Consider the following 13,900-nt stretch of genomic DNA (forward strand, 5'->3'; position numbering starts at 1 on the left):
GTTGGCGTAAAACTGGCACGAAGCAGTGCTTCGTGAAACCCCAGTCTGGCGCAGGCATAGCCTTTGCCGTAATTTAGGCAAGAAATGTTGTTTCTTGAAATCCAAAACTGCCGCGAGCATAGCTCTTGGCGTAAAACTGGCACGAAGCAGTGCTTCGTGAAACCCCAGTCTGGCGCAGGCATAGCCTTTGCCGTAATTTAGGCAAGAAATGTTGTTTCTTGAAATCCAAAACTGCCGCGAGCATAGCTCTTGGAGTAAAACTGGCACGAAGCAGTGCTTCGTGCCAGTTTTACTCCCATTCAATAGTTGCAGGTGGTTTAGACGATACGTCATAAACAACACGAGAAACTTCAGCAATCTCGTTCATGATACGTGTAGAAATCTTGTCTACAAGATCATAAGGAAGGTGTGCAAAACGTGCAGTCATAAAGTCCACAGTTTCTACAGCACGAAGCGCGATCACCCATGCATAACGGCGGCCATCACCCACCACACCAACCGATTTCACGGGTTGGAATACAGCAAATGCTTGCGCAGTTTTGTCATACCAGCCGCTTGCGCGAAGTTCTTGCATGAAGATGTCATCTGCTAGACGAAGGATATCTGCATATTCTTTTTTCACTTCACCAAGAATACGTACACCTAGACCTGGGCCTGGGAATGGATGACGGTAAAGCATTTCAAATGGAAGACCAAGAGTTGTACCTAAACGGCGTACTTCGTCTTTGAACAAATCACGGATTGGCTCAACCAATTCGAATGCTAAATCTTCTGGTAAACCACCCACGTTGTGGTGTGATTTAATCACGTGTGCTTTACCTTGTTTGCTTGCCGCAGATTCAATTACGTCTGGGTAAATGGTACCTTGAGCAAGGAAGTTCACACCGTCAAGCTTACGTGCTTCTTCAGCAAACACTTCAATGAATTCACGACCAATGATTTTACGTTTTTTCTCTGGATCAACTTCACCAGCAAGTGCTGTTAAAAAGCGATTTTCAGCGTCGGCACGAATCACGCGGATACCCATGTTTTTCGCAAACATGTCCATCACTTGTTCGCCTTCGTTCAAACGAAGTAAACCGTTATCTACGAATACACAAGTCAATTGGTCGCCAATCGCACGGTGTAAAAGTGCAGCTACAACAGATGAATCGACGCCGCCTGAAAGACCCAAGAGAACTTTTTGATCACCAATTTGCTCACGAAGTTGTTCTACGCGAAGATCGATGATGTTTTCTGAGTTCCACAAGTTACGGCAACCACATACGCCATGTACGAAGTTAGACAATAACTCAGCACCTTTCGCAGTATGAGTTACTTCTGGGTGGAATTGGATACCGTAGAAACGACGTTTTTCATCAGAAACCATCGCCACTGGGCAGCTTGGTGTGCTTGCAGAGACTTGGAAACCTTCAGGAATTTGAGTCACTTTATCGCCATGACTCATCCACACTTTTAATTGGTCTTTGGTATCTTCAAGATCACCAATTAAAGCATCACGGACTTTAATATCAACTTCTGCATAACCAAATTCATGCACAGTACCTGGCTCAACTTTACCGCCAAGCTGTTCTGACATGGTTTGTAGACCATAGCAAATACCTAAAACAGGTACACCAAGTTCAAATACAACTTGTGGTGCGCGCGGACTACCTTCTTCATGAACACTTTCTGGACCACCTGAAAGAATGATCCCGTTTGGGTTAAATGCACGAATGTCTTCTTCAGACATATCAAATGCGTACATTTCTGAATAAACACCAGCTTCACGTACACGACGTGCAATAAGCTGACTATATTGAGAACCGAAATCCAAAATCAGGATACGGTCTTCAGTAATTTGGGTATTGGTAGTCATGGCAAACAACTATGCAGGCAACGAATATAAGCGCCGTATTCTAACATTTTTCTTGGACTTTCGCACACTATTCGGACAGGGACAAAAACCACAAGCCAAACGATGTTTTTTACAACACATTTCAGGGCTTTATTGATTTGCTTTAAATCAGCGATAGACATGAAAAAAGCGGCAGAACGCCGCTTTGATGGATGCTCGGACTCATAACCGCTTTATTTTGATTTTTCAATCCAATGATCAAAACTAAATTTACCTGCACCATGTAACATGAGAAATAATAAGCCGCCTGACATCGCCAAATTTTTCATAAAGTTAATGCCATCTTCTGCACCCCCATGGAATAAAAATGCAGTGATTAAACTAAATACGGTTAGACCCAGTGCCGCAAAACGCGCTTGAAAACCAAACAATAAAGCTAAGCCACCACCCAACTCGACTAAAATGGTGATCGGAAGTAGCCCTGCCGGTACACCCATTGACTCCATATAACCTGCGGTTGCAGTGTAAGCGGTAATTTTGCCCCAACCTGCCACAATAAAAATATAAGCCATCAAAATACGTGCAACCAGACTGATCACTGCATTGATTTGCGGCTGTTGACTCAGATTTTTCACTATAAGATTTGGATTAAACATACTGAAACCTATTTTTAATACTGTTCAAAAGATGTGCTTAGATTAGGTCGTTTCTTATTCTCTTTAAATATGCTTTTATAATATTCATCATTCCATATATAGAACGATTTTACTGATAATTAATTACGTTTTAATACTGACTTTGCTGCCCCAGACTGATAGCATCAGACCACTATTTTACGCATATAAGCCCCATGGAACTGATTGATTTTATACTACATGTTGATGACCATTTACTCGAGTTCATTACCAATTATGGCGTATGGATTTATGCAATTCTGTTCCTGATTATTTTTGTTGAAACCGGTTTAGTGGTCATGCCCTTTTTACCGGGTGACAGTCTTCTGTTTGCAGCAGGCGCGCTCGCTGCGTCAACAGGTGCCATGGATCCATGGGTTTTGGTGATTTTGCTGTTTATCGCTGCGGTCTTGGGCGACACGCTGAATTACCATATTGGTAAATATATTGGCCCACGTGTCTTTGAAATTGAATCACGCTTCATTAACCGTCAACATTTGGTCAATACGCAAAAATTCTTTGAAAAACACGGTGGTAAAACCATTATTTTTGCCCGCTTTATTCCTTTTGCACGAACCTTCGCGCCTTTTGTCGCAGGTGCAGGCAGCATGAACTATAAGTACTTCCTGACTTTTAACATGATTGGTGCGATTTGTTGGGTTGGCTCATTTATCACTTTGGGTTATTTATTTGGCAATATGCCCATCGTGAAAGATAACTTCACCCATCTGATCTTCGGCATCATTATTATTAGTGTTTTACCGGGCGTGATTGGTTTTATTCGAGCAAAATTAAAGAAATAAACCGATGTGGTGAACGCCTTTAAGCAAAAAAGCGTAAAACCACGGGAAACATACATAAAATCAGCATCAGGGCCGATCCTTTATACAGAAGATCGGCCTTAATTTTTTGGGTCTTACCGGCCAAAATCGTCCGTCCAAATGACATCCAAAACAATGCAACTGGTAGCAAAACCACGCTAAATACAGCGAAAACCAAAATAAAATTTAATGGGCTAGCCCAAGTTTCAATTGGGAAAATACCTGCAGCAAAAAGCAACGCTTTAGGATTTTTTAACGAGGAAATAAATAATTCACGTGGTTGAATTGAAGGATGTTTTTGATTGTACTGATGTAAATGCGTCGATTTCCACAAATGAAAAGCCAACCATAAAACATAGGCAATACTGAGAAAATGTAGCAAGTGAATTAAATTCGGCCACACTGGAGCGCTTAAATGAATAATCAACGCCCACAAATTAATGGCATAGAAATAGCCCAATAATTCTGCAGGAATCAGCATGCACGTCTTTGCAATGCCTTGTTGATGTGCAGAGCTTGCCATTAGTGCATTGCTAGGTCCCGGCGTCATCATCACCGCAATCATTGCCAATACAAAAAGCCAACTCTCAATCATAAATACCCAGACAATGTTTCAAAGCGCACACCTTAGCCGAAATGAATTTAAAAAAACAAGTACGCGCTAGGTCAGTTTTATCCTTGTACAAGTCAATGCACTCACGCTGAATGTTCAAGACCAGAAGGAAGTATTGAAATACACCAATAATATTTAATTTAATTTTTTCATAGATTTAAATATTTTATTGGCTCTAAACAGTGCAGTTTATTTGGCTCAAAAAAAATGCCAGTAGACGCCTCACCTACTGACAAATTTTATTACACTTTTCTCATAGCACAGGCCTAAGCCTCAGCTCATGATCCGCTTATGATTTTGCTGCGGTAGCCGAATTTGCGCGAACGATAATCGGACAACCTTTAAATTTTGCTGCCTGTACAATCGCTTCTTGCTCACCTAGAACGCGTGAAAGTTCGGTACGTTTGGTATTTGAAGATTGTCCCATATTGACCGAAATACTCGGACCAATGCCCCAACCTCCACGGCTGCCCCAGCCACCACCAAGGCCTACACCCACACCAACGCCTGTACGCTTCGGTGTTTCTACACCATTTTGAATATAGTCGTGGATTCGGTTGTATTCGCTTTGCAATTGTTGGCAACTCAAAGACTGATACTGTGTAGGTGAAACATAGCTTGGTTTTGGCGTACTTGCACATGCACCCAATACAACAGCAGTGAAAGCAACTAGACCACATTTAAGTGCATTCATACTTTTCTCGATACTACTTTTGCTCAATTTCATTGAACAATGATTGATAGGCTTGCGTCAATTTATGATCTGCAGCCAAATGGATTAAAGGTTGATTTTTATGATGAGATTCTTTCATCAGCACCGAAGGCGGTAACATGCTGTCCAATACAGGAAGTCCTTCATCTTTGAGTTGTTGTACAACTTCGCGCGGCAACTTCGCCTGTGCCTGAAATTGATTGACCACAATGCCTTCAATTTCTAAATGATCATTATGATCATCCTGCGTTTCTAACACATTTTCGATCAGGGTCTGTAAGGCACGTTTTGAAAACACATCGCAGTCAAATGGAATCAGCACGCGATCTGCCGCAATCAACGCAGATAAGGTAAAAAAGTTAAAGGCCGGCGGTGTATCAATAAACACTCGATCATATTGACCGCTCATCTGCTGCAAAGCATCGCGGAGTTTGTAAATTTTATGCTTAGATTCTAAGGCATGTGCCAACGCGCCTAAATTTGGACTGGCAGGAATCACATCTAAGCGTGGATAAGGTGATGCATGCACATAGCTTTCCAAACCTTTGGCACGACCTTTCAAAATCGAACCGATGGCATTTCCCAACAAACCTTTACTTTGTTGTGTCCCCAAGACTTCTTCAAAATAATTTTCAATATTGGGTTCAAGTGCAGGCTTATCTGCCGAATACGTCGCATCATCCCCCAACAAATATTGACTTGAATTGGCTTGAGGGTCGAGGTCAATCACCAAAGTTTTTAAACCTTGGTGCGCGCTTATCGCCGCTAAATTGACCGTAATACTCGATTTCCCCACACCACCTTTTTGGTTAAATACCACACGCGTACGCATTCAAAACCCTCTAATCTTTGTTTTTCTACTCAAGCCTTGAAATCGGCCATGTGGATAAGCCATTTATCCAAAAACTGGTTTGATTATAACCAATGTAATGATGAAAATAAGTGCAATAGCTGCAATAAATAAGCCCGCACGGCGCTGAACCAATAAAATACTGTCATCTTTTTTATACGCTTTAGATAAAGAAGACAGCAGCGCTAGAAATAATACAACTTTGGCATAGAACCATGGCTGCACATCAAAGTTTTTCATAAACAATAAGATAATTCCTGTTACGGCAATTAATGTCATTGAGCCATGTTGCAAAGCAACAAAAAACTTCCGGCCTGCTGGATTGGGTAAATTGCCCTGCGTCCCTTTAAACAACGTAAAAGCACGAATGAAAATGGCAGCACAGCCTAAAGCCACACCACACATATGAATGATTTTAATGATTAATTGCGTTTCCATGGCTCACCTTAAGATGACTTAGGTGCATGCGCACATTCAGGGCTAGTAGTGTCTTGACCATTCCATTCTTCGGGTAAAAACGCATGAATGGCCAAAGCATGAATTTGCCCCGGACTAAGTAAATCACCTGCTGCGGCATAGACTTTTTGATGACGTTGCACCAAACGCAAACCTGCAAATGCCTCACTCACGATCACTGCTTTAAAATGCGACTCTTTACCTGGGAAATAACCACCATGACCTGCGGACTCATTCACCACTTCAAGATGTGTAGGCGCTAATGTCTGTAGACGCTCAATTAATTGCTGTTCTAAACTCAAAACGGCTCTCCCAAATTCAAAAAAAGGTTCAACTGGTCTTAGTATAGCCTGTATTTGTTCAAGTTCTTGTGTCGCAAACTTGCTGAAACCATCTGAATTGCATGATTTCATCAAAATGGAAGCCTTTGACCTGCAAAAATCTTCCGAATTTCAAACAAATTGTTTTTATTTTATGCAAACGATGCACAGATTTTCATAAAGTTATTGACCTGAAAAATCCTTAATGTATTATACGTGGCTATGCGGGAATAGCTCAGTTGGTAGAGCATAACCTTGCCAAGGTTGGGGTCGGGAGTTCGAGTCTCCTTTCCCGCTCAAAATTTTTTCATTCGGTTTTTTATTTAAAAAATTGGATAGACTCCGCGGGAATAGCTCAGTTGGTAGAGCATAACCTTGCCAAGGTTGGGGTCGGGAGTTCGAGTCTCCTTTCCCGCTCCAAATTTTTTTCGATTCAGTTTTTTAGTAAAAAAACAGGATAGACTCCGCGGGAATAGCTCAGTTGGTAGAGCATAACCTTGCCAAGGTTGGGGTCGGGAGTTCGAGTCTCCTTTCCCGCTCCAAATTCAAAAAGCCCTCATCGAAAGATGGGGGCTTTTTTATTGTTGATTTAATTAATGTTTTTTAATCTAATTAGAATTATTTACTAAAGCCTACTTATAAGTTTTATTAGTCGTCCCTATCTTCGGTGACCAAGATGTGACCATTTTGTGCCACCACATTATAAATAACTTTAAATAACCTCAAATTTCACCAAATTATATGTACTTTATAACTCATCCAAAACCAAAAACTGGACCTAGAAAATAGAATTTTAGTTCAAGGTTTGAACTAATTTTCTTAAATTTGTGACCAATCAATTTTTTCATGTGACCATCGGTGACCAAAAAATTACAATAAAAAAGTGAGTTCTTTCACCATCGAAGTAATTATTCAAAAATATAATCGACCCCTTAATAAAAAATTTTAACGATCATCCTAATCATAGACTGAATTTGTGACCAACTGACATTTTGATGTGACCATCTGTGACCAAAATACAATATATATTATTGATTATTTTCATTTTGTTTAAAAATTAATAAATCACCAACTTCTACATTTAAAGCCACACAAATCTTATCAATTGTCTCAAAATCAATTCTGACTGATTCATCGTTATAGAGCTTATGCAATGTAGATTTATTTATTCCTGTACTTCTAACTAAATCAGCTACTTTTAACTTTCGCTCAGCTAGTAAAACTGCCAAGTTTGAAATAATCATAAAATCTCCCACTTAAATGGTAAAAAGTACTTGTAAAGTCATAAAAATATGATAAATTACGCCTAAGGAATAATTTTTCCTAGTTACCTAGTAAAAATCAGAGGCTTTATTATGTCATATACCTATCTTACAGCCCAACAACTGGCTGAAAAAATTCAGTACGACGCTCGTACTATTCGCAACCAACTGAAGGATAGTGTCTTTATTGAAGGTGTGCACTACATCCGTCCTTTCGGTGGTCGTAAAATTCTTTTTGTTTGGGAACGCATTGAAACTGAAATGCTTAAATTTACTGGTTTAAGCATGGATGCTTTGCAATAAGTTTCAGGAGGTCTAACTGATGGCTACCATCCGAGAACGAAGCGGCAAACTGATTGCCGATTTCCGCTACATGGGCATTCGTTGCAGAGAAACAACCAATCTTGAAGACAACGCCTATAATCGTCGCATTTTGAAAAAACGTCTCGAGCAGCTTGAAGCTGAAATTACTTTGGGAACTTTCGAATATGAAAAGTACTTCCCCAAAAGTAAACGTGTCGAGCAGTTTAAGGAAAAAAGAAGTCAGCAAATCGCTGTACAAACTAAGGTTCCTCTTTTTAAAGAGTTTACTGAATTATGGTTTAAACAAAAACAGATTGAGTGGAGAACATCTTATCAACATAAGGTTTCAATCATTATTAAAAATTATTTGATTCCTGCTTTTGGTAATCAGGTTCTCTCGAAAATCAAGAAGTCAGACTTGCTGAACTTCCGTGCTTCCCTCGCCAAAGTGACTCACGGAAAAGATCAGACAAGTCTAAAAGCATCGAGGATCAATCAAATCATGACGCCTTTACGTATGATACTCAATGATGCGGCTGAACGATACGAGTTTGAGTCGCCTTATAAAAATATTAACAATCTGAAGGAAAGCAAGATTGAAGTCACACCTTTTTCTCTGGAAGAGGTGCATAAAATTCTTACCACAGTGCGTGAAGACTTCCGCCCCTATTACACCATTCGCTTTTTTACGGGTATGCGTACCAGTGAAATCGATGGTCTGCAATGGAAAAATATCGACTTACAACGTCGTGAAATCCATATCAGAGAAGCGTTAGTGAATGGTGTGCTTGGTGGAACCAAAACTTATGGTTCTGACCGCACGATCCAGATGAATGACCGCGTTTACCAAGCCTTTCTGCAACAGAAAAGCTTAAATAATGGTAAATCAGAGTTTGTTTTCTGCAATCGTGATGGTGGACCTCTCGATTATCGTCTGGTGAATAAACGTGTCTGGCATCCGATCTTGCGCTTTCTAGGTTTGAAGTCTAGAAGAGCCTATCAAACACGCCATACAGCAGCAACTCTTTGGCTGTCAGCAGGAGAAAATCCGGAATGGATCGCACGTCAATTGGGACATTCAACGACTGAAATGCTATTCCGGGTCTATAGCCGTTACATCCCCAATGTTACGCGCCGCGATGGCAGTGCATTTGAAGCCATGCTGGAAAAACTAAATACAGAGGAGCTTGCACATGAATAGTAAAGCTTTCTTTGGTGGTGTGGTCGTCAGCCCTGAAGCAGATATGGTCGCTCGTGAATTAATCCATGAGCTACACATTCCCAAACTTCACAATCTAGCTTTTTTGTTGGAAATCAATAAATGCTTCGATGATCACCAGGCGTTGAGACTCTGGTTACAGCGAATGTTGGATGAAGGGCAAGCCCATTACGATGACTTGGCCCAACAGGCCCGTCTCCGCTTAATGAGTCTCGCTCACTAATAAAACAAACACAGACAGAAGGTCATCCAATCGATGACCTTAGCCCCTCTATACCTATAAAAAGGTGAACACATGCATAAAGATATTTCAATTTGGATGCCACTCTATATTGGCGACCTACAGGCAAAATTTGCACGAATGACGGCAGAACAAATTGGTGCGGCACTGCTGTTAATGATGGATTTCTGGAAAAATGGTGCCATTCCTCATGACCTAGCTACTGTATGTAGCATCACGAAATTACCGCAGCACACCAAGGCTAAAACTTTGTTGAATACGCTGATGGCTCTGGAATTGTTTGAAGTCGAGTCTGAGCAGATTCATTCAAGTTTTTTAACCAGTTTAAAAAGCCAGGCATTGCAAAATCAGCAAATGAAATCTGATAAAGCTAAAAATGCAGCTCAAGCACGCTGGAATAAATCCGCAAGTAATGCTCAAGCATCAACTAAGCAACGAAAAGTAAATGCTCAAGCAGCTCCTGAGAAGAGCCCGAGTATTACTCAAGTCATGCTTGAACCATGCCCTTCATCTTCATCTTCATCTTCATCTTCATCTTCATCTTCATCTTCATCTTCATCTTCATCTTCATCTTCATCTTCATCTTCAAATTTTGAAGAAAAAAATGAGAATTTTTTAGAAAATTCAAAATGGATTTAGGAGATTAGCCATGAATACCATGCTTAAAATGCTCCAGTTTCGCGCAGAAACAACGGAAACACTTTGCCCTACCCATCATATCCCCCTGATGGAAATTGCAGGTCACAGGCTCTGTAAATTGTGTGCCAAAGAAACCGTTCATCACTCACATGCAGCCTATGAGAATGAACTGCAACAGCGATTGCTACAACAGAAAATTAAAAATTCAGGGCTCAATAAACGCTACCTGGATCGTGGCTTCAAGAATTATGTAGTTGCATGCCCTGCACAAGAGAATGCCATCAAGCTATGTCAGGCCTTTGCACAGCAGATTATTTCTGACCACAACCCGAACATGTTGATGATTGGTACACCGGGTACAGGTAAAACCCATCTGAGCGCATCAATTATTCGCAACATTCTGCATAACAGTACAAAATCTGCACGCTACTATACCAGTGCAGAAATTGCTCAAAAAATGATGGATACCTGGTCAGATACTTCACGCTCAGAGAAAGAAGTCATCGACCATTTCTCCAGTTTTGATTTATTGGTAATTGATGAATATGGCCTGCATGACCGGCATGAAAAACGCCTGGAGATGGTGCATAAGGTTTTGTATAGTCGTTATGACAATATGAAATCTACCCTACTGATTTCCAATTTCACAGTCCAAAATATGCAGCGGGATTTAGGTGTAAGATTATGGTCACGGTTACATGAAAACAATCTGATTGTAGTACCGTGTTATTGGGAGGATAATCGGATAATCGGATAATCGGATAATCGGATAATCGGATAATCGGATAATCGGATAAGAGTAAAGTCTAATTAAGCCAATTATCTTACTAAGATAATTGGCTTTTCAGTTAGTAATGTTACCAAAGTAATGGCCTTTAGCATGTGGAAAAAAATTCCAGAAGAGGGTGTGAACTCCTCTCATTTTTAAGTTGAAGCTCACAGGGTCGCTTGCTAAGTTGCATTTATTAAAATTTATACCAACTGGCTAAACTATTAAAATAAAGCGCAAGTGATTCAACGACATAATTTGACGTATACCATGATTTTTTTTTTGAAAACTAAGACGTCCAGATGTATTATCAAAACATAATCGTGGATTTATGTAGAAGATGGTTTATTTAGACTTTGCTGCTTCGACCCCGTTGCTCCCTTCTGTGAAAACAGAATTGTTTCGTTCTTTTCAAGAAGATTACTCAAATCCTTCTTCTGCTCATCAAATGGGCCAATCTTCTGCTGATAAAATAGAAATTGCCCGTGGAAAAATTGCGGAGTCAATTGGAGCATATAAAAGTGAAATAGTTTTTACGAGTGGAGCATCTGAGTCAAATAATTTAGCAATTAAAGGTTATCTACTCGCTAACACAAAAAAAGGCAAGCATATTATAACAAGCACTATCGAACATAAATGTGTCTTATCTATTTGTAATTTTTTAAAAAAAGAATTTGATTATGAAATCACTTATATTGCACCACAACTAAATGGCATTGTAAAAGCACAAGATATTATTTCACATATGCGTGAAGATACAGTACTTGTTAGCATTATGCATGTAAATAATGAACTAGGATCTATTCAACCTATCAAAGAAATTGGCGATGCTTGCTTCAAAAAAAATATCAAATTTCATGTTGATGCCGCGCAATCTTATCTAAAAGTAAAAATTGATGTGGATGAATTAAATATTGATTTTCTTTCCCTTTCTGCACATAAAATTTATGGCCCTAAAGGTATTGGAGCTTTATACATCAGAGATATACGCGAAACTAAACTACACCCTATTATTCATGGGGCAGGTCAAGAATTTGGATTACGTGGAGGCACTCTTGCAACTCCCTTAATTCTTGCTTTTGCCACAGCGGCAACTGACGAGATGTTATCTCAACATCAAGGATATTTTGAAGATTTATCAAATTATCTAAAAGAAAAAATTGTAAATTTAGGATGGAAATTAAATACGCCTGTCGAAAATGCAATTCCACATATTATTAACTTTACGGTACCCCATTTAGACAGTCAATTATTTATCGCTAACTCTAAAATTCTTTGCTCAAATGGATCAGCCTGTTCATCACTCAATGTAGAAGTTTCTTATGTCCTGAAAGAAATAGGACTCTCTACAGAAGAAGGATTATCTACATTACGAGTTAGCTTAGGTTTCACAACTTCAAAAGAAGATATTGATAAACTTTTGAGAAACTTAATACATTAATTATGCCTTTTTACTTTGAAATAATTTTTTGGAAAAGAAAAAATGACTCTTGATTTTATAAGCTATTTAAATTCCTTACATAATTTAACGCCAGCTGGAGCAAACGCTTTAGCAGAATCACAAATTAATACAACATATTTTAATGATATTTACTCAGAATTTCCTATTGTTCAACATATCTATAATCTGCTTACAAAAGATAAAAATAATATCATTATTATTACTGGACATGCTGGCGATGGAAAATCAACCATTGCGTTTGATTTAATTAAACGTTTAGATGAAAAATTTCAGCAGCATACTTTTCAAAAACATGAATATTCAGAAAAATATAATTTAAACATTTTAAAAGATATGAGTGAGTTAAGTTTATCTGAACGGATAAAATGGCTCTCTCAAGCATTTAATGAACCAGACAATTGGTTGATCGTAAGTAATACTGGACCACTACTTACTTCTATTACTGAATATCTAAAATCTATTGACTTGACACAAGATATTGAATCTGAAATTTTTAGTTTACTAGATAAAGAAATCTATATTTCTGATCAATTAGAAAGTTTAGATCATTTAAATTTAAGCCTCAACATTCAAAATAAAAAACTTTTCATTATCAATATAGCCAAATTAGACAATATTGAAGTTGCACTATCAATATTTAAAAAAATTATTCAACACAGCTCATGGCATGAATTAGTTGAAAACCACCCTCAACATCCTATTATTCAAAATTACCTTTCTATAAAAAATAATGTAGAAAATGTCATTCATAGTATACGTTTACTTTATTTATACTTACTCAATTATGAAAAACGTTTAACCCTTAGACAAATGCTTGCTCATTTCTGCGCATCATTGACAGGTGGTTTCCAACTTGAAGACTCCCCTATAAATCCTATTATTTTTAGTGACTTATTTTTTGGCTATCAAAACCATCTTCCATGGGAAAGTGCATTTAAACTTCCAGCGATTCATTTACTTCATACATTAAACTTCGCAGGTTATCGCAGTTTAGAAATCGAAAAATTTATAGCTGATCTTAATAATTTTGAAGGTATTACCCCATCCTTGTACAGCATAATTAAAAACTACATTAAAACAGATCAAGATAGTGATATACATCTTTTTAAACCTGCTTTAAGACGTTTAATATTTATGTATAATTTATACCCAACCACATATATCAATGCTCAAGCACAATTTTTAGGATCCCCTAATATTGAAAAATATAGTGAATGGCGTTTAGATAATCAAAAATTTATGGCCGAGGATGCTCGTCAAATTAAAAAAATGAGTTTACAAGCTCTCAATTTATTTTTCAGCGGTATAAGTGAGGATAAATATTTAAACATTACATTAAAACGGTCAGATAGTTCCATATTTCAAATCGCACAAATTAAAATTTGTAGCTTTATGGAAAAAGAATTCGTTGTTAATTACTGTGATAATAAACAACAACCCTATTTGACTCTTAAAAAGAAAAATGAAGTCCGCTTGGAGTTAAGCTTACCTTTACTTGACTATATTCAAAATATTATTAAAGGTGATATCACAGAGTCTCTCACACCTATTTATAAAACTCAATTAGAACGATTTAAATTAAGTCTTATCGAGTATTCCGAAATTGACTATGAAGATGAAATTACTCTAGTACGTACTTTATCTAATGGTGATATTCAAGAAAATGTTATTAAAATTGAGTTAGACTTAAAACAAAATAAAACCTTAACTTTAGAGGATTAA

17 protein-coding genes and 3 tRNA genes are annotated in these 13,900 nt (G+C 38.3%); 11 read left to right on the plus strand and 9 right to left on the minus strand.

What is annotated here, in order from left to right; genetic code table 11:
- From FTT88_RS17120 to FTT88_RS08850, 3 genes are all read right to left on the minus strand, one after another.
- On the minus strand, positions 1-267 hold a 267-nt coding region (locus FTT88_RS17120; RefSeq protein WP_218955730.1), incomplete at its 3' end, for a hypothetical protein.
- Between the two features lie 22 nt (positions 268-289).
- Positions 290-1,858, minus strand: coding sequence for a glutamine-hydrolyzing GMP synthase (guaA, locus tag FTT88_RS08845; RefSeq protein ID WP_180173875.1), 1,569 nt, complete (start codon positions 1,856-1,858; stop codon positions 290-292).
- Between the two features lie 212 nt (positions 1,859-2,070).
- Complete coding sequence (locus FTT88_RS08850) at positions 2,071-2,493, minus strand: DoxX family protein (RefSeq protein ID WP_180022191.1); 423 nt, start codon at positions 2,491-2,493, stop codon at positions 2,071-2,073.
- Positions 2,494-2,687: 194 nt separating this feature from the next.
- On the opposite strand from FTT88_RS08850, the gene FTT88_RS08855 reads away from it, so the two are divergent.
- Entirely contained in the window at positions 2,688-3,314 is a 627-nt protein-coding gene (locus FTT88_RS08855; RefSeq protein ID WP_078191514.1) for a DedA family protein, read from the plus strand.
- A 19-nt stretch (positions 3,315-3,333) separates the two neighbouring features.
- Here the strand turns inward: FTT88_RS08855 and FTT88_RS08860 are convergent, their stop codons facing one another.
- The 5 genes from FTT88_RS08860 to FTT88_RS08880 form a co-directional block, all read right to left on the minus strand.
- Entirely contained in the window at positions 3,334-3,927 is a 594-nt protein-coding gene (locus FTT88_RS08860) for a LysE family translocator (RefSeq protein WP_168378830.1), read from the minus strand.
- Between the two features lie 307 nt (positions 3,928-4,234).
- The gene (locus FTT88_RS08865) at positions 4,235-4,639 is read right to left on the minus strand and encodes a hypothetical protein (RefSeq protein ID WP_078191516.1); all 405 of its coding nucleotides are present in this window, start codon (positions 4,637-4,639) and stop codon (positions 4,235-4,237) included.
- 13 nt (positions 4,640-4,652) lie between these two features.
- Entirely contained in the window at positions 4,653-5,489 is an 837-nt protein-coding gene (locus FTT88_RS08870; RefSeq protein ID WP_180003554.1) for a ParA family protein, read from the minus strand.
- A 63-nt stretch (positions 5,490-5,552) separates the two neighbouring features.
- Positions 5,553-5,945 carry a SirB2 family protein gene (locus FTT88_RS08875; RefSeq protein ID WP_180105959.1) on the minus strand — a complete coding sequence of 131 codons (393 nt, stop codon included), beginning with the start codon at positions 5,943-5,945 and terminating at the stop codon, positions 5,553-5,555.
- An 8-nt stretch (positions 5,946-5,953) separates the two neighbouring features.
- Positions 5,954-6,265 (minus strand): BolA family transcriptional regulator, encoded by a 312-nt coding sequence (locus tag FTT88_RS08880; protein ID WP_180039831.1) that lies wholly within the window; start codon positions 6,263-6,265, stop codon positions 5,954-5,956.
- 242 nt (positions 6,266-6,507) lie between these two features.
- On the opposite strand from FTT88_RS08880, the gene FTT88_RS08885 reads away from it, so the two are divergent.
- From FTT88_RS08885 to FTT88_RS08895, 3 genes are all read left to right on the plus strand, one after another.
- Positions 6,508-6,580 (plus strand) — tRNA-Gly (locus FTT88_RS08885).
- A gap of 47 nt (positions 6,581-6,627) precedes the next feature.
- Positions 6,628-6,703: transfer RNA gene (locus FTT88_RS08890), tRNA-Gly, on the plus strand.
- Between the two features lie 46 nt (positions 6,704-6,749).
- Positions 6,750-6,825 (plus strand) — tRNA-Gly (locus FTT88_RS08895).
- 486 nt (positions 6,826-7,311) lie between these two features.
- Here FTT88_RS08895 and FTT88_RS08900 read toward each other — a convergent pair.
- Positions 7,312-7,527, minus strand: coding sequence for a helix-turn-helix transcriptional regulator (locus FTT88_RS08900; RefSeq protein WP_106985268.1), 216 nt, complete (start codon positions 7,525-7,527; stop codon positions 7,312-7,314).
- A gap of 111 nt (positions 7,528-7,638) precedes the next feature.
- Between FTT88_RS08900 and FTT88_RS08905 the strand changes: the two genes are divergently transcribed.
- The 7 genes from FTT88_RS08905 to FTT88_RS08935 all read left to right on the plus strand — a co-directional run bounded on the left by FTT88_RS08905 (position 7,639) and on the right by FTT88_RS08935 (position 13,900).
- Complete coding sequence (locus tag FTT88_RS08905; RefSeq protein WP_000122748.1) at positions 7,639-7,848, plus strand: hypothetical protein; 210 nt, start codon at positions 7,639-7,641, stop codon at positions 7,846-7,848.
- Positions 7,849-7,867: 19 nt separating this feature from the next.
- Positions 7,868-9,049, plus strand: a complete 1,182-nt coding sequence (locus tag FTT88_RS08910; protein ID WP_180164501.1) for a site-specific integrase — start codon at positions 7,868-7,870, stop codon at positions 9,047-9,049.
- Entirely contained in the window at positions 9,042-9,290 is a 249-nt protein-coding gene (locus FTT88_RS08915; protein WP_004895356.1) for a hypothetical protein, read from the plus strand. The genes FTT88_RS08910 and FTT88_RS08915 overlap by 8 nt, the downstream gene beginning before the upstream one ends.
- 72 nt (positions 9,291-9,362) lie before the next feature.
- Positions 9,363-9,947 carry a DUF1376 domain-containing protein gene (locus FTT88_RS08920; protein WP_131290388.1) on the plus strand — a complete coding sequence of 195 codons (585 nt, stop codon included), beginning with the start codon at positions 9,363-9,365 and terminating at the stop codon, positions 9,945-9,947.
- Between the two features lie 10 nt (positions 9,948-9,957).
- Positions 9,958-10,704 (plus strand): ATP-binding protein, encoded by a 747-nt coding sequence (locus tag FTT88_RS08925; protein ID WP_180173876.1) that lies wholly within the window; start codon positions 9,958-9,960, stop codon positions 10,702-10,704.
- A 352-nt stretch (positions 10,705-11,056) separates the two neighbouring features.
- Positions 11,057-12,157 (plus strand): cysteine desulfurase family protein, encoded by a 1,101-nt coding sequence (locus tag FTT88_RS08930; RefSeq protein WP_180173877.1) that lies wholly within the window; start codon positions 11,057-11,059, stop codon positions 12,155-12,157.
- A gap of 42 nt (positions 12,158-12,199) precedes the next feature.
- The gene (locus tag FTT88_RS08935) at positions 12,200-13,900 is read left to right on the plus strand and encodes a hypothetical protein (protein WP_180173878.1); all 1,701 of its coding nucleotides are present in this window, start codon (positions 12,200-12,202) and stop codon (positions 13,898-13,900) included.

This window comes from Acinetobacter sp. YH01024 (assembly GCF_013420195.1).
Taxonomy (GTDB): domain Bacteria; phylum Pseudomonadota; class Gammaproteobacteria; order Pseudomonadales; family Moraxellaceae; genus Acinetobacter; species Acinetobacter amyesii.